Below are 15,821 nucleotides of genomic sequence, written 5' to 3'. Positions count from 1 at the left end.
GGAGAAAAGGGACTTTTCTGAATCCTGGCACTGAAAATACCCAAGGAGTAGTAATTCCGGTGTCTCATCGGGCGGGCGCCGCGCATCCGGTTCGCGCGGGCTGACTAGGCTGGTCGGACGTAGAGCGACACGCACGTCAGCAAGGAGCAGCGCCGTGGCGGTACGAGCGGTCCGGGGGGCCGTCCAACTCGAGCGGGACGAGGCCGGGCACATGGACGAGCAGGTCGGAGCCCTGCTCACGGCCATCCTGGAGCGCAACGAACTCGCGGCCGACGACCTGATCAGCATCTGGTTCACGGCCACGCCCGACCTGCACAGCGATTTCCCGGCGGCCGCCGCCCGCAAGCTCGGCATCGTCGACGTACCGCTGATCTGCGCCCAGGAACTCGACATCGAGGGCGCCATGCCGCGCGTCGTCCGGGTCCTCGCGCACATCGAGTCCGACCGGCCCCGGGCCGGTATCGCCCACGTCTACCTCGGCGCCGCGGCCGCCCTGCGCAAGGACATCGCCCAGTGAGAACCGCACTCGTCATCGGCACCGGCCTCATCGGCACGTCCGCCGGCCTGGCCCTGTCCCAGCGGGGCGTCACCGTGCACCTCGCCGACCCGAACCCGGAGCAGGCCCGCACGGCGGCCGCCCTGGGCGCCGGCACGGACGAGGCGCCGGACGGGCCCGTCGACCTCGCGATCGTCGCCGCCCCGCCCGCACACGTGGCCGACGTGCTCGCCGACGTGATGCTCCGCGGTGCGGCGCGCGGCTACCTGGACGTCGCCAGCGTCAAGGGCGGGCCCCGCCGCGAGCTGGAGGCACGCGGCCTCGACCTGAACGCCTACATCGGCACGCACCCCATGTCGGGCCGGGAGAAGTCCGGCCCGCTGGCCGCGACCGGGGATCTCTTCGAGGGCCGGCCCTGGGTGCTGACCCCGACCCGGGATACCGACACCGAGGTGCTGAACCTCGCCCTCGAGCTGGTCTCGCACTGCCGCGCCGTGCCGGTGGTCATGGACGCCGACGCCCACGACCGTGCCGTCGCCCTCGTCTCCCACATGCCCCACCTGGTCTCCAGCCTGGTCGCCGCGCGTCTGGAGAACGCCGAGGAGGCCGCCGTACGGCTGTGCGGGCAGGGCATCCGGGATGTGACGCGGATCGCCGCCTCCGACCCCCGGATGTGGATCGACATCCTCTCCGCGAACCCCGGGCCGGTGGCCGACCTGCTCACGGACGTCGCCGGCGACCTGGAGGAGACCGTGCGGGCCCTGCGCGCCCTGCAGTCCACCGACGACCACAAGCGCCGCGAGGGCAGTACCGGCATCGAGGACGTCCTGCGGCGCGGCAACGCGGGGCAGATCCGCGTCCCCGGCAAGCACGGGTCCGCCCCGCGGGTCTACGAGGTCGTGGCGGTGCTCATCGACGACCAGCCGGGACAGCTGGCCCGGATCTTCGCGGACGCGGGCATGGCCGGCGTCAACATCGAGGACGTACGGATCGAGCACGCGACGGGGCAGCAGGCCGGCCTGGTGCAGCTGATGGTCGAACCGAAGGCGGCACCCGTGCTGAGCGCCGCGCTGCGCGAGCGGGGCTGGGCCATTCGGCAGTAGGGCATCCTGGAACAGGGCCGGCCGACGCGCGGCCGGACGAGTGACCCGCACCCAGTAACCTTGTGCGGGGCAGTCGCGCCCTCACCCCCGCCAGCCCGGTCCAGGAAGGTCTCCACTGTGGAAAGCCCCACGCCCGTGATTGTCGCCATCGACGGCCCCTCCGGCACGGGCAAGTCGAGCACCTCGAAGGCCGTGGCGGCACAGCTCGGGCTGAGCTACCTGGACACCGGCGCCCAGTACCGGGCGATCACCTGGTGGATGGTGAGCAACGGCATCGACATCGACGACCCCGCCGAGATCGCCGCCGCGGCCGGCAAGCCGGAGATCGTCTCGGGCACCGACCCGCAGGGCCCGACCATCACCGTCGACGGCGTCGATGTGGCCGGCCCGATCCGCACCCAGGAGGTCACCTCCAAGGTCAGCGCGGTCAGCGCGGTGTCCGAGGTGCGGGCCCGGATCACCGAGCTGCAGCGCACGATCGCGGCCTCCACGGAGAACGGCATCGTGGTCGAGGGCCGTGACATCGGCACCACCGTGCTGCCCGACGCCGACCTGAAGATCTTTCTCACCGCCTCCCCGGAGGCGCGTGCCGCCCGCCGCAGCGGCGAGCTGAAGGGCTCCGACGTCCACTCCACCCGCGAGGCCCTGATCAAGCGGGACGCGGCCGACTCCAGCCGCAAGACCTCGCCGCTCGCCAAGGCGGGCGACGCCGTCGAGGTGGACACCACCGAACTCACGCTGGCCCAGGTCATCGAGTGCGTCGTCACCCTCGTCGAGGAGAAGCGGGCGGGGAAGTGACCGAGCTGCCTTCGGTACGGGGTGCCGAGGTCGGGCGGCGCATCGGCGTCGGCCTGATGTACGGGTTCTGGAAGCCGCGGGTGCTCGGCGCCTGGCGGGTGCCGACGAACGGCCCGGTGATCCTCGCGGTCAACCACTCCCACAACATCGACGGCCCGATGGTCATGGGTGTGGCGCCCCGGCCGACGCACTTCCTGATCAAGAAGGAGGCGTTCATCGGGCCGCTGGACCCCTTCTTGCTCGGCATCGGGCAGGTGAAGGTGGACCGCGACACCACCGACCGGACGGCGATCACCCAGGCGATCGGCGTCCTGGACAACGGCGGCGTGCTCGGCATCTTCCCCGAGGGCACCCGGGGCGAGGGCGACTTCGCCTCGCTGCGCGCCGGGCTGGCGTACTTCGCGGTGCGCAGTGGTGCCCCGATCGTGCCGGTCGCCGTGCTGGGAAGCACCGAGAAGCGCGGACGGTTGATAAAGGGGCTGCCTCCGCTGCGCTCGCGCGTCGACGTCGTCTTCGGCGAGCCCTTCGACGCGGGCGACGGCAGCGGGCGCCGTACGCGCAAGGCGCTGGACGAGGCCACCGGCCGCATCCAGAAGCAGCTCGCCGCCCACCTGGAAAACTCCAGGCGCCTCACCAGGCGCTAGGCAACACTGAGTAGTGGATCAGCCCGGCAGACAGCGGGTACTCCACCGACCACCAAGATGAACGACGAGGTACGGACTTCATGAACGACCACATCCAGCCCGACGGCTCGGCCGCCTCCGAGGGCGCGCACGAGCACGACCACGGGGCGCTCGGCGACGCCGAGTTCGCGGAGTTCATGGAGCTCGCCGCGGAGGAGGGCTTCGACCCCGAGGACGTCGAGGGCGCGATCGAGGAAGCCGGGCACGGCCCGCTGCCCGTGCTCGCCGTGGTCGGCCGGCCCAATGTCGGCAAGTCGACTCTCGTGAACCGCATCATCGGACGCCGCGAGGCCGTCGTCGAGGACAAGCCGGGCGTCACCCGCGACCGTGTGACCTACGAGGCCGAGTGGGCGGGCCGCCGCTTCAAGGTCGTCGACACCGGCGGCTGGGAGCAGGACGTCCTCGGCATCGACGCCTCCGTGGCCGCGCAGGCCGAGTACGCCATCGAGGCCGCCGACGCGGTCGTCTTCGTCGTCGACGCCAAGGTCGGCGCCACCGACACCGACGAGGCCGTCGTACGACTGCTGCGCAAGGCCGGCAAGCCGGTCGTGCTGTGCGCCAACAAGGTGGACGGCCCGAGCGGCGAGGCCGACGCCTCGTATCTGTGGTCGCTGGGCCTGGGGGAGCCGCACCCGGTCTCGGCGCTGCACGGCCGGGGCACCGGCGACATGCTGGACCAGGTGCTGGAGGCGCTGCCCGAGGCCCCGCGCGAGGCGTTCGGCCCGGGCGGTATCGGCGGCCCGCGCCGCATCGCCCTGATCGGCCGCCCCAACGTCGGCAAGTCCTCGCTGCTGAACAAGGTGGCGAACGAGGAGCGCGTCGTCGTCAACGAGCTGGCGGGCACCACCCGTGACCCGGTCGACGAGCTGATCGAACTCGGCGGAGTCACCTGGAAGTTCGTCGACACGGCGGGCATCCGCAAGCGGGTCCACCTCCAGCAGGGCGCCGACTACTACGCCTCGCTGCGCACCGCCGCCGCCGTCGAGAAGGCGGAGGTCGCCGTCATCCTCGTCGACGCCGCCGAGTCGATCTCGGTGCAGGACCAGCGGATCGTCACCATGGCCGTGGAGGCGGGCCGCGCGATCGTCCTGGCCTTCAACAAGTGGGACACCCTCGACGAGGAGCGCCGCTACTACCTGGAGCGGGAGATCGAGACCGAGCTCGGCCAGGTGGCGTGGGCCCCGCGGGTCAATGTCTCGGCCCGCACCGGGCGGCACATGGAGAAGCTGGTCCCGGCGATCGAGACGGCCCTGGCGGGCTGGGAGACCCGGGTCCCGACGGGCCGGCTGAACGCCTTCCTCGGCGAGCTGGTCGCCGCCCACCCGCACCCGGTCCGGGGCGGCAAGCAGCCGCGCATCCTGTTCGGCACCCAGGCGGGCACCAAGCCGCCGCGGTTCGTGCTGTTCGCCTCCGGCTTCATCGAGGCGGGCTACCGGCGCTTCATCGAGCGCCGCCTGCGCGAGGAGTTCAGCTTCGAGGGCACGCCGATCCACATCTCGGTGCGGGTGCGCGAGAAGCGCGGCGCGAAGAAGAAGTAGCGCGAGACAGCAAACAGTGGAGGGGCGGCCCCACGGGGCCGCCCCTCCACTGTGTCCGGTGCTCGCTCAGACGCCGCTTCGTGGTACCGGCGGCAGGGCGGCCGGCACATAGTGCATCGCCGTGCCGTGTGCGCTGACGGTCCCGACACGCTGCCAGTGCGGCTGCTGTCCGGCGGCATGGCGGGCGCTCTGGGCCCCCGCGCTGTACGCACTGTACGAGCTGCCGTACGAATGGCTGTACGAGCCCGTACTGTGCGGGATGGTCCCGAAGGCGGTGAACCCCAGCTTCTCCTCGCCGCTGCGGTCGCCGGGCAGTGCGCGGAAGGACTTGACGTACTCGGCGTAGAGCGCGTCGTAGATCGGCGTGGCCGATGGGCCGCCCAGGGAGTCCTGAGCCGACCGCGCGGAGGGGATCGACGAGAAGGACTGGCGGCGGGGAACGTCGTATGCGTGCACGTATGTCCAAACGACCCCGCGGGTCAGGGGATGCGGCCCTTGTACGGCTTTCGCCGGTGTACGGCGCAGGCGGGTGACCCGCCGGTTCAGGTGCCGGCCAGCGGCAGGGCCGCGCCGACCAGCTTTCCGGTCGCCGCCGCCTTGTCCAGGGCGTCCCGCATCAGGTCCTCGCGCGGCTGACGGCCGATCGAGCCGACGGGCGCGGCGAACATCAGCACCTGCTGGTGCTTGTTGGCGGCCGCGCGCCAGGGGTCGGTCACCTGGAGCGGCTGGTGCGCCTGCCACCAGGCCACCGGCTGTCCGCCGTTGCTGCCCGGCTGGAGCACCGCGTGCAGCTGGCCCACGGCGAGCAGCACCGACCAGCCGTGCAGCACCGGCGGTACGGCGGACAGGTCGCTCAGCGGCATGAAGCCCTGCTCGATGAGCAGCGGCAGGAAGTCGTCGCCGGAGCCGGTGGTGCCGGCCCGGGCGATGGGCGCGGTCGGCTCCACCACCAGGGCCGGGTGCAGCTCCCCGGCGATCAGGACGAGCCCGCTGGTCACGCCGAGCACCGCCGGTTCGGGCGCCGACTGGTCGGACACCATGCCGTCGGTGTCGCCGGCGATGGACTTCACGGCGCCCCGGAGCTGCTCCTCGGTCACCTGGACGACCTGCGAGGGCAGACAGCCGGAGTGGGCGAAGGCGAGAACGGCGGTCTCGTCCCCGATGAAGAGGACGGTGCTGGTGCGCTCCTGCTCGGAGTCGCCCGGAGTGCGGCAGGACGTGCAGTCGTAACTGCCCGGGGCGGTCTCTCCGGCGAGCAGGCGGTCTGCTTCTTCGTCGCCGATCTCGGCGCGTACCTCGTCGCTGACGTCGAGCATGCGCGGCACGGGTGGCTCCCTCGGGGATGCGGTGCGTGGCAAAGCCGGGTGGCTCCCGGCCCGTGGTCCGGGTAGGTCCCGGCTCATGAAGAAGACAACGGACGATCTGTGGCGGGAGTCACGCCCCAGGGCGAACGGAATCGAACCAACCAGCGCGCAGGGTCACGTTCGGCACGGAATCGCACACTCACGGTCAAGTCCCTGATTTGTAAAGGGCGTTGGAGTGGTGAAGTGGGTCACACGTCGACGAGCCGGTTGGTCGATAAATCACGAAATCCAGGAATGAAGTGGGTGTCCGGAAATTGCCGTTACCCGGGGTATCGGTGAACTGGCCTGGCGTGACGGGCCGCCGGTTGATGACAGGCCGTCAACTCCTTAGATTCCTCCGCCGTGTGCAGCGAGCACCGCTCGGGTACGTCCGCCGGCCGCACGGTTCCCCGGAACCGGGCAGCACCACCACCGGCGGGCGGGGCGAGCGCGACCCACGTGCCCCATGGCGCGGGGAGTGGCGTTCCGCCTTGGGGGACCCCGGGTGTTTCGAGAGGGATCTACATGTCCGAATGTGCCGATACCACCCGCGACAGCGCTCGGAAGAACCCGGTTCGTACGACGGCGGTCCTCGCCGGGGCGGCACTGCTCGCGCCCCTCGGACTGCTGGCGGCGACCGGCAACGCCGCGGCCGCTGACAGCGGGGTGTGGGACCGCATCGCCCAGTGCGAGAGCGGCGGCAACTGGCACATCAACACCGGCAACGGCTACTACGGCGGACTCCAGTTCGCCCCGTCGACCTGGAGCGCCTACGGCGGCACGGCCTACGCGGCCACCGCCGACCGGGCGAGCAAGTCCCAGCAGATCGCCGTCGCCACCAAGGTCCAGCGCGCCCAGGGCTGGGGCGCCTGGCCGACCTGCTCGGCTCGCGCCGGGGCGAGCGGAAGCGCACCAGCGGCTTCCGCGTCCGCTCCGGTCACCTCCAAGCCCGCTCCGGCGAAGCAGTGGAAGGCGCCGGCGCGTTCCGCGGAGCACCCGGACCGCAGCTCGTCCCGCGGCGACTACACCGTCCGCGAGGGCGACACCCTGAGCGGCGTCGCCGCCCGGCACGGGACCACCTGGCAGCGCCTCTACGCCGCCAACAAGGCCGCCATCGGCGGTGATCCGAACATGATCGTGCCCGGCCTGCGCCTCGACATCTGAGCCGCTGCACCCCCTCGCCGGGACACGGGTCCCGTCCGGTCGCCGACCGGACGGGACCTCGGCCGTGCGGGCACCGGTGCACGGTCATCGCCTGAGCTCGCCCGCCTCCCCGGCGAACACGACCGACCCGCGGCGCAGTTCGTAGACCAGGGCGGGCCGGTCCCGGAGATCGGGCGGCAGTCGCTGCTCGGCGATCACCACACACGCGTCGAGCGCGCTCAGCAGCTCGTAGGTCCGGGCCGCGACCGGGGGCGACATGCCCTGGGCGGGCTCGTCGACGAGCACCACGCGCGCGCGTGCCAGCAAAGCCCGGGACAGGGCGAGCATGCGCTGCTCCCCGCCGGAGAGGGTGCCGGCGCGCCGCTCCAGCAGAGGACGCAGCTGCGGATAGGCGTCGAGGGCCGGGGCATGGTCCGGGGCGGCGAGTCCGAGGTTCTCGCGCACGCTGAGCGAGCCGAACACGGCCTGCCGTTCCGGCACCAGGCACAGCCCGCGCCGGGCCCGCTCGTACGCCGGTACGCGGGTCACGTCGACGCCGTCCCACACCACCGCCCCGCCGGACAGGGGCACGATGCCGGCCAGTGCGCGCAGGGCGGTGGTGCGGCCGGAGCCGTTGCGGCCCAGCAGGACGGTGAGGCCGGGGCCCGGGGCGGCGAGGGTGACGCCGTGCAGGGCCTCCAGGGGGCCGTAGCGCACGCGGGCGTGGCGCAGGGAGACCGTCGTCATCGGCCGGCCGCCGTTCCCAGGGCGTCCAGGACGCGCTCGGGCGGACCCGAGGCGACGATCCGGCCCGCGGTCATGACGTGCACGACATCGGCGAGGCCCGCGACCAGGTCCAGGTCGTGCTCGACGACGAGGAGGGCCGTGCCGTCGGCGGCCAGGGCCTTCAGGACCCGGGCCAGGGCGGCCACTTCGGCGCTGTCCAGGCCGGCGGCGGGCTCGTCGAGCAGCAGCACGCGGGGGCCGCCCGCGAGGACCCGGGCCAGTTCGACGCGGCGCAGTGTCCCGGTGGGCAGCCCGGCGGCGGGCAGTGCCCGCACCGGCCCGTCCAGCCCGAGCAGCCTCAGCGTCCGCTCCACCGCGCCCGGGTCGGTCACCCGGCCCTGCTCGGCACCGACCCGGACGTTCTCGGCCACGGTCAGCGACGGGAAGACGGCCAGTTGCTGGAAGGTCCGCGCGACACCGAGCCGGGTGCGGGCGTGGGCGGGCAGCGCGGTGATGTCCCGCCCGGCGAGCCTTACGGTCCCGCGCGCGGGCCGCAGTGTCCCGGCCAGACAGTGGAACAGGGTGCTCTTCCCGGCCCCGTTGGGGCCCACGACGGCGGTGATCCGGCCGGGGGAGAGGTCCAGGTCGACTCCGTCGAGTGCGGTGAAGCCGCCGTAGCGGGCGTGGATACGGCGGGCGGTGAGGAGGGGAGCGGCAGGGGTGGGGGGTGTGGCTGCGGAGGCCTCGGGTGTGGGTGCGGGCGGCGACGCCGGTGGCCGTTCGCCGCTGCCCGGTACCGCAGCCGTCGCCGTCGCCCCCGCGGGCACCGGTGCCGGCCGGGCCGCCCGTGGCTCCACCGGGCGCAGCAGCGCTCGGGCCCGGGCACCCAGTGGTGTCAGGGCCGGTGCCCGGCGCAACCGCAGGCGTTCCGCCGCCGTGCGCAGGGCCTCGTACGGGCCGCCGGGGAAGCGGCCCACGAGGATCGCCAGGATGCCGATCAGGGCCGCGGCGAAACCGCCCCGGGTGCCCGCGTCCAGACCGACCAGGAGGGCCGCGGCGGCGAGGGCGCCGAGGGTGCTGTCGGCGCCCAGCACCACGACCGCCGCGAACCACAGCAGGCCGCGCACCGGGTCGTACGCGGCGGCGTCGAAGGCGCGCAGGCCCATGCCGAGCATGCCGCCGCCCAGCGCCGCCAGCGCCGCGCCCGCGACGAAGGCCAGCAGCTTGAGGGACGGCACCTGGACGCCCGCCGCCTGCGCGCCCCGCTCGTGGTCCCGCATGGCCGCCAGGGCCCGGCCCGTCCGCCCCCGCCGCAGGGCGTGCGTCGCCAGCAGCGCGACCGCCAGCAGGAGCAGCTCCAGGACGTAGTAGGCACGGTCCCCGTCGAACCCGGCCGGACGGCCCAGCGACAGGCCCGACGTGGCGTACGGCTGGGCGAAGACGAAGCGGCTCACCCCCACGCCGACGGCGAACGTCGCCAGCGCCAGCGCCAGACCCCGGCGGCCGATCGCCGGCCAGCCGGTGAGCAGACCGAGGGGCGCCACCAGGACGACCGCCACCGCGAGGGCCGCCAGCTCCGGCAGGCGCGGCAGCCCCGGGAAGCGGCCCGCCGCCAGCAGCGCGGTGAACAGGGCGCCCAGACCCGCGTACGCCGCCTGCCCCAGTGAGATCTGGCCGCCCCGGCCGGTGACCACCACCAGGGACAGCAGGATCACGGCCAGCGCCGGTACCTGGACGGAGGTGTGCAGGTCCCGGCCTGCGAGGCCGAGCGGCAGCAGGAACAGGACGAGCGCCACGATCCACGCGCCCGGCGGGGTCCGTACGCGCGCGGTGGCCGTGCGCGGCAGCGCGTCACGCGCATCGGCCCCCGGCAGTGCCAGCGCCGCGATCAGCAGGGCGACGACGAACAGGTTCGTGCCGGCCGCCTGGAGCAGCGGCTCGCCCCAGCCCGACGGATGCAGCCGCGTCAGCTGGCTCTGCGCCACCCCGATGCCCAGCGCCACCACCACCGCGACCGGCAGGCTCCGCATCCGGGCGGCCACCGCGACCGCCACGACCTCCATCACGAGCAGCGGCAGACCGTACGGATCGAGACGCACGTACGGCGCCAGCAGCACGCCCGTCAGACCCGCCGTGAACGAGCCGAACGCCCAGCCCGCCGCCGCGACCCGGTCCGCGTCGACGCCGCCCAGCACGGCGAGCTGCCGGTCGTCCACCACGGCCCGCAGCTCCCGCCCGAACCGCGTCCGGCGGACCACCGCCGCGACCCCGGCGGCCAGCACCAGCACCACCGCCAGCTGCCCCCACGGCTCGTCCGGCACCAGCTCCGGCGCGTCCTGGCGCGCCCCCTGCCCCCACAGCAGCGCCGCCCCGCCCACCAGCAGCACGAACACCCCGATGGACGCCACCAGAGTCTGCGCCGGGTCGCCGCCGAGGACCGCCAGCGGCCGGAAGACGAACCGCTCCAGTACGACACCCAGCCCCGGCGCCAGCACCAGCAGGGTCACCGCGGCCCCGAGCCACAGCGGCCAGCCCCACTCGACCACGCACTGCCGCAGCACGTACGCGCACACCATCGCGATCGCGCCGTGTGCGAAGTTCAGCACCCCGGTCGCGCGGTACGTCACGATCAGGCCGATCCCGGTCAGGGCCGCCGCGCTGCCGACCGAGAGGCCGGCGAGGGTGAGGTCGTACGTCAGCGAGGACATCGGCCGGGCTCAGTCGGTTTCCCCGGTGGGCTCGCAGATCGGGCAGGGGCCCAGTTCACCGCTCGCCACCAGCTTGGAGTCCACCGGGACCGCCTCCGCCTTGCCCGCGACCAGCGGGCAGTCAGCGCGGTGCCACAGCGTGCCGCCCGGCACCATCAGCTGCTCGCCGCTGACCGCCAGGGGCGCGAGGGACGCCTGCCCGGTCTCGTCCGTGTCGGCGGGTTCGGCGGCCACCAGCAGGCCGTACAGCTCCTCCACACGCGCGGCGGCGATCGAGCCCCGGCCGTGGGCCAGCAGCACCGCCCCGGAGACGATCAGCGCGGCGCCGGGGACCGTGCAGGAGGCGAGATAGGGAAGCTGCCGTTCCGCGAAGCGCTCGCCGGAGACGCCGTACCAGCCGACGACGCACAGCACCGCGCCCGCGGCCAGCGCGGCCCAGCCGGTCCACAGGACGGGGTGCACGGTCCGCAGTCGGCTCGTTCGCATCGCTGGCTCCCACACGTCGGTTCGGCTGTGTGCTGGCTGCCTGTTCAAGTCCGGCGATCGCTTGCACTATGCCCCGTGGAAGCTGACCCTGAAAGCACCGGGCGCACATGGCCCGGACCGACACCCGGTGGTGAGCCAGATGGTTCTCGGCAGCGACCTCAGGCGGGGTAGAGCGACAGAGGGCCCGCGAGCCGCGGGACGGGGCACGGCGATCGCGGCCGCCCTGGTCCTGGCCCTCGCCCCGGCCCTCGCGGCATGCAGTGACGACAGCGGCGGCGGCAGCGAGAGCACGCCGCCCACACCGACCGCGGAGCGGACCGCGAGCGCGCCGGCCAGCGCACCGGCGGACCGGGCCGCGGCCGAGCAGGAGATCAAGCAGAACTGGGAGACGTTCTTCGACCCGGAGACCTCGACCGAGGACAAACAGGCCGTTCTGGAGAACGGCGACCGGATGGGCCCGGTGCTCCAGGCCTTCAGCGGTGACGAGCGCGGCGGACAGGTCCAGGCGAAGGTCACCAAGATCGAGTTCACCTCGGCGACCGAGGCGAACGTGACGTACACGCTCACCCTGAAGGGCGCCACCGCTCTGCCGGACGCCTCCGGGACAGCCGTCGAGCAGGAGGGCACCTGGAAGGTGTCCGTCAAGACGCTGTGCTCGCTGGTGCAGATGAGCGGCAATGGGTCGCCGGTCCCGGGCTGCTGAGATCCTCGCCGCGGTGCTGCTGCTCGCCCTGAGCGCGGCCTGCGGCAGCCGGCTCCCGGAGAGCGACTTCGAGCGCGACGACCGCACCCCGGCGCCCCGTGACTCCGTGCCCCTGCGGGTCGGCATCATCACCAGCGCCACCAGCCCGGTCGGCGGCAGCGCCTTCACGGGCCCGCGCGACGGCGCCGAGGCCTGGTTCGACCGGCTCAACGCGCGCGGGGGCATCGACGGCCGCCGTGTCGAGGTGCGCCTGTGCGACGACGGCGGCAGCGGCGTCGGCAACAACGAGTGCGTGCACAAGCTGGTCGAGGAGGACGAGGTCGTCGCCCTGGTCGCCACCACCGCCCTGGACTACGCGGGCGCCTCCCGGGTCTCACGCGCGCGCGTGCCCGACATCGGCGGCCAGCCCATCGGCGGCGCCTACGACACCTACCCGCACCTCTACGGCATCTACGGCAGCCTCGCGCCCCGCGACGGCACCACCGGCTGGGACGGCAAGCTGTACGGCGGCACCGAGGTCTACCGCTACTTCAAACGTGAGCACGGCGCCCGTACCGCGGCCGTCGTCTCCTACAACCAGTCCGCGTCCGCCGCCTACGCCCGGCTCGTCGAGCGGGGCCTGCGCGCCGAGGGCTACAAGGTCGTCACCGAGCAGGTCGACTTCGCCCTGCCCAACTTCCGCGCCGTCGCGGCCGACCTGAAGGAACAGGGCGCCGACCTGGTCTTCGACGCCATCGACTCGCACGGCAACGCCCGGCTCTGCCAGGCCATGGACGAGGCCGGTGCCCGTGTCACCGCCAAGGTGACCAACGTGCAGAACTGGACGTCCACCGTCCCGGACGACTACGAGGACGCCCCGCGCTGCCGCAACGCCCTCTGGGCGACCGGCGCGAGCCGCGACTTCGACGACACCGGCCACCCGGCCGTACGGGAGTTCCGCGAGGCGACGAAAGACCTGGAGACGCACTCCCAGTGGCAGCTGGAGGGGTGGGCCGCCGCACGCTGGTTCACGGACGCGGCGAAGTCCTGCGCGAAGTCGGGCATCACGCGCGCGTGCGTCGACGGCTACATGAACCGCAGCCAGGGCTACACGGCGGGCGGACTGCTCCTGCCCGTCGCGTTCCAGCGGCTCGCCGAGCCCCCGAAGACCCGCGAGACCTGTCTGTCGGTGGCCCGCTGGCAGGACGGCGAGGGCTGGGTCGGCCAGGGCGACATGAACCGCAACTGCTTCGACGTACCCCAACTGGCGTACGAGCCATGAGGACAGCGGGGCCTTGCGGACAGCGGGGCCTTGAGGTCAGCCGCTGTCCGCAAGGGCTGGCAGACTCGCCCCATGTTGGAGACCTCGGCACGCCTGCTGCGACTGCTGTCACTGCTCCAGGCCCACCGCGAGTGGTCCGGCGCCGACCTGTCCGAGCGGCTCGGCGTCAGCGCCCGCACCCTGCGCCGCGACGTCGACCGGCTGCGCGGGCTCGGCTACCCGGTCAACGCCAGCCCCGGGACGGGCGGCGGCTACCAGCTGGGCGCCGGCGCCGAACTCCCACCGCTGCTGCTGGACGACGACGAGGCCGTGGCGGTGGCGGTCGGGCTGCGCACGGCCGCCGGGCAGGGCATCGAGGGCATCGGCGAGACCTCGGTACGGGCCCTCGCCAAGCTGGAACAGGTGCTGCCGAACCGGCTGCGCCGCCGGGTGGGCGCCCTCAACGCCTTCACCGTGCCGATGCTGCGCGGCCCCGTGCCCGACGCCGTCGACCCCGTCGTGCTGACCGAGCTCGCCCACCTCTGCCGGGACGCCGAGCGGCTGCGCTTCGAGTACCGGGGCCATGACGGCACCCTCAGCCGCCGCAGCGTCGAACCGCACCGCCTGGTGTGCACCGAACGCCGCTGGTACCTGGTCGCCTGGGACCTGGAGCGGGAGGACTGGCGCACCTTCCGCGTGGACCGCGTCACGCCCAGGCCGCCCCACGGCCCGCGCTTCGTGCCGCGCGAGCCGCCCGCCGAGGACCTGGCCGCCTACGTCTCCCAGGGCGTCTCCACGCGCGTGTACGCCGCCCACGCCGTGGTGCGGCTCCTGGCGCCCCTGGAGGAGGCCGCCGCCCACATCTCGCCCTCCGCCGGGGTGCTGGAGGCCGAGGGCCCCGACAGCTGCCTGCTGCGCTGCGGCGCCGGCAGCCTCGACGTCATGGTCATCCACGTGGTGATGCTGGGCTTCGAGTTCGAGGTGCTGGAGCCGGTTGAGCTGATCGAGGCGGTCAGGAGGACTCGCGACCGGCTTGATGCCGCTTTGGCTCGGGCTGCGCAGTCACCGCCGCGTACTCCGGATGGTGCAGATCGAACGCCGGCGACTCGGACCGGATCCGGGGCAACGTCGTGAAGTTGTGCCGGGGCGGCGGGCAGGACGTCGCCCACTCCAGGGAGCGGCCGTAGCCCCAGGGGTCGTCGACCTCGACCTTCCGCCCGTACTTGGCGGTCTTCCACACGTTGTAGAGGAACGGCAGCGTCGACATGCCGAGCAGGAACGCGCCGATCGTCGAGACGGTGTTGAGCGCGGTGAACCCGTCCGCGGCGAGGTAGTCCGCGTACCGGCGGGGCATGCCCTCGGCGCCCAGCCAGTGCTGCACCAGGAACGTGGTGTGGAAACCGACGAAGAGTACCCAGAACTGGATCTTGCCGAGCCGTTCGTCGAGCATCTTCCCGGTGAACTTCGGCCACCAGAAGAAGAAGCCGCCGAAGATCGCGAAGACGACGGTCCCGAAGACGACGTAGTGGAAGTGCGCGACCACGAAGTACGAGTCCGTCACATGGAAGTCCATCGGCGGCGACGCCAGGATCACCCCGGTCAGCCCGCCGAACAGGAACGTCACCAGGAAGCCCGCCGCCCAGAGCATCGGGGTCTCGAAGGACAGCGAGCCCTTGAGCATGGTGCCGGACCAGTTGAAGAACTTCACTCCCGTCGGCACGGCGATCAGGAAGCTCATGAGGGAGAAGAAGGGCAGCAGCACCGCGCCCGTGGCGAACATGTGGTGTGCCCACACGATCATCGACAGACCGGTGATCGCCATCGTCGCGCCGACCAGTGTCAGATAGCCGAACATCGGCTTGCGGCTGAAGACCGGGATGATCTCCGTGATGATCCCGAAGAACGGCAGCGCGATGATGTACACCTCGGGATGCCCGAAGAACCAGAACAGGTGCTGCCACAGGATCGCCCCGCCGTTGGCCGCGTCGAAGACCTGCGAGCCGAACCGCCGGTCCGCCTCCAGCACCAGCAGCGCCGCCGCCAGCACCGGGAACGCCATCAGGATCATGATCGACGTGAACAGCGTGTTCCAGACGAAGATCGGCATCCGGAACATGGTCATCCCGGGGGCGCGCATCCCGATGATGGTGGTGACGAAATTGACCGCGCCGAGGATCGTGCCGAACCCGGACAGCGCCAGCCCCATGATCCACAGATCGGCCCCGATACCCGGCGTGCGCTCCATGCTGTTGAGCGGGGCGTAGGCGGTCCAGCCGAAGTCCGCCGGACCGGAAGGCACCAGCAGCGAGCCGAGCACGATCAGCCCGCCGAACAGGAACAGCCAGTACGAGAGCATGTTCAGCCGCGGGAAGGCGACGTCGGGCGCGCCGATCTGGAGCGGCATCAGCTCATTGGCGAAGCCCGCGAAGGTCGGCGTCGCGAACAGCAGCAGCATGATCGTGCCGTGCAGCGTGAACGCCTGGTTGAACTGCGTGTTGTCGAGGATCTGCAGTCCCGGGCGGGCCAGTTCGGCGCGCATCAGCATCGCCATCACACCGGCGACCAGGAAGAAGCCGAACGACGTGATCAGGTACAGATGGCCGATCTTCTTGTGGTCCGTCGTCGTCAGCCAGTCGACCACCGCCCGCCCGTGCCGCGTCCTCGGTGCAGGCCACGCCTTCGCCTGTACGGTCTGCGTCCCCATCGCTCGCTCGCCCCTTCGCTCATCGCGCACCGGGCCCGCCGAAGCCCGCGCCGCACGTGCCCGCGAGCTCACGCCATGATGCTCGGGTCGCCGCGTGCTCCGACAGGGGCGTATCGGCCTCTCCGTGCCCGATCCACGCATTTCCTGTGC

The 15,821-nt window shown here is 72.5% G+C and carries 14 protein-coding genes and 1 pseudogene; 9 read left to right on the top strand and 6 right to left on the bottom strand.

The window, feature by feature from the left end; translation table 11 throughout:
• The first annotated feature begins 154 nt into the window (after positions 1-154).
• The 5 genes from aroH (at position 155) to der (ending at position 4,618) form a co-directional block, all read left to right on the top strand.
• On the top strand, positions 155-517 hold the full coding sequence (aroH, locus tag ACFT32_RS37420; protein ID WP_189731135.1) for a chorismate mutase: 363 nt from the start codon (positions 155-157) through the stop codon (positions 515-517).
• A complete protein-coding gene (locus tag ACFT32_RS37415; RefSeq protein ID WP_382498060.1) occupies positions 514-1,599 on the top strand; it encodes a prephenate dehydrogenase in 1,086 nt (361 codons plus the stop codon). Before aroH ends, ACFT32_RS37415 begins: the two co-directional genes overlap by 4 nt.
• Positions 1,600-1,716: 117 nt before the next feature.
• On the top strand, positions 1,717-2,397 hold the full coding sequence (gene cmk / locus ACFT32_RS37410; RefSeq protein ID WP_382498058.1) for a (d)CMP kinase: 681 nt from the start codon (positions 1,717-1,719) through the stop codon (positions 2,395-2,397).
• Positions 2,394-3,041, top strand: a complete 648-nt coding sequence (locus ACFT32_RS37405) for a lysophospholipid acyltransferase family protein (protein WP_382498056.1) — start codon at positions 2,394-2,396, stop codon at positions 3,039-3,041. Before cmk ends, ACFT32_RS37405 begins: the two co-directional genes overlap by 4 nt.
• 80 nt (positions 3,042-3,121) lie before the next feature.
• On the top strand, positions 3,122-4,618 hold the full coding sequence (gene der, locus ACFT32_RS37400; RefSeq protein WP_382498054.1) for a ribosome biogenesis GTPase Der: 1,497 nt from the start codon (positions 3,122-3,124) through the stop codon (positions 4,616-4,618).
• Positions 4,619-4,684: 66 nt separating this feature from the next.
• Here der and ACFT32_RS37395 read toward each other — a convergent pair whose 3' ends face one another.
• Together ACFT32_RS37395 and ACFT32_RS37390 are read right to left on the bottom strand one after the other, a co-directional pair.
• Entirely contained in the window at positions 4,685-5,074 is a 390-nt protein-coding gene (locus ACFT32_RS37395; RefSeq protein ID WP_382498052.1) for a hypothetical protein, read from the bottom strand.
• A gap of 86 nt (positions 5,075-5,160) precedes the next feature.
• A complete protein-coding gene (locus ACFT32_RS37390; protein ID WP_382498050.1) occupies positions 5,161-5,943 on the bottom strand; it encodes a hypothetical protein in 783 nt (260 codons plus the stop codon).
• A gap of 543 nt (positions 5,944-6,486) precedes the next feature.
• Between ACFT32_RS37390 and ACFT32_RS37385 the strand changes: the two genes are divergently transcribed.
• Positions 6,487-7,125 carry a transglycosylase family protein gene (locus ACFT32_RS37385; protein WP_382498048.1) on the top strand — a complete coding sequence of 213 codons (639 nt, stop codon included), beginning with the start codon at positions 6,487-6,489 and terminating at the stop codon, positions 7,123-7,125.
• Between the two features lie 84 nt (positions 7,126-7,209).
• Here ACFT32_RS37385 and ACFT32_RS37380 read toward each other — a convergent pair whose 3' ends face one another.
• From ACFT32_RS37380 to ACFT32_RS37370, 3 genes are read right to left on the bottom strand one after another with little or no spacing between them, the layout of a single operon-like run.
• The gene (locus tag ACFT32_RS37380; RefSeq protein ID WP_382498046.1) at positions 7,210-7,851 is read right to left on the bottom strand and encodes an ATP-binding cassette domain-containing protein; all 642 of its coding nucleotides are present in this window, start codon (positions 7,849-7,851) and stop codon (positions 7,210-7,212) included.
• Positions 7,848-10,538 (bottom strand): ATP-binding cassette domain-containing protein, encoded by a 2,691-nt coding sequence (locus tag ACFT32_RS37375; RefSeq protein ID WP_382498044.1) that lies wholly within the window; start codon positions 10,536-10,538, stop codon positions 7,848-7,850. The genes ACFT32_RS37380 and ACFT32_RS37375 overlap by 4 nt, the downstream gene beginning before the upstream one ends.
• Before the next feature lie 9 nt (positions 10,539-10,547).
• Positions 10,548-11,024: a hypothetical protein gene (locus tag ACFT32_RS37370; protein ID WP_382498042.1), complete on the bottom strand. Its 477-nt coding sequence runs from the start codon at positions 11,022-11,024 to the stop codon at positions 10,548-10,550.
• Between the two features lie 139 nt (positions 11,025-11,163).
• On the opposite strand from ACFT32_RS37370, the gene ACFT32_RS37365 reads away from it, so the two are divergent.
• The 3 genes from ACFT32_RS37365 to ACFT32_RS37355 all read left to right on the top strand — a co-directional run bounded on the left by ACFT32_RS37365 (position 11,164) and on the right by ACFT32_RS37355 (position 14,101).
• On the top strand, positions 11,164-11,727 hold the full coding sequence (locus tag ACFT32_RS37365) for a hypothetical protein (protein WP_382498040.1): 564 nt from the start codon (positions 11,164-11,166) through the stop codon (positions 11,725-11,727).
• The gene (locus ACFT32_RS37360; RefSeq protein WP_382498038.1) at positions 11,702-12,988 is read left to right on the top strand and encodes an ABC transporter substrate-binding protein; all 1,287 of its coding nucleotides are present in this window, start codon (positions 11,702-11,704) and stop codon (positions 12,986-12,988) included. The genes ACFT32_RS37365 and ACFT32_RS37360 overlap by 26 nt, the downstream gene beginning before the upstream one ends.
• Before the next feature lie 72 nt (positions 12,989-13,060).
• The gene (locus tag ACFT32_RS37355) at positions 13,061-14,101 is read left to right on the top strand and encodes a helix-turn-helix transcriptional regulator (RefSeq protein WP_382498036.1); all 1,041 of its coding nucleotides are present in this window, start codon (positions 13,061-13,063) and stop codon (positions 14,099-14,101) included.
• 43 nt (positions 14,102-14,144) lie between these two features.
• On the opposite strand, the pseudogene ctaD reads toward ACFT32_RS37355, so the two are convergent.
• A pseudogene (gene ctaD / locus ACFT32_RS37350) lies at positions 14,145-15,671 on the bottom strand (cytochrome c oxidase subunit I); the annotation flags it as partial.
• Positions 15,672-15,821: the final 150 nt, after the last annotated feature.

It is taken from the genome of Streptomyces sp. NPDC057002 (genome assembly GCF_042673825.1).
GTDB lineage: Bacteria > Actinomycetota > Actinomycetes > Streptomycetales > Streptomycetaceae > Streptomyces.
This window is presented reverse-complemented; position numbering and strand designations above follow the sequence as displayed.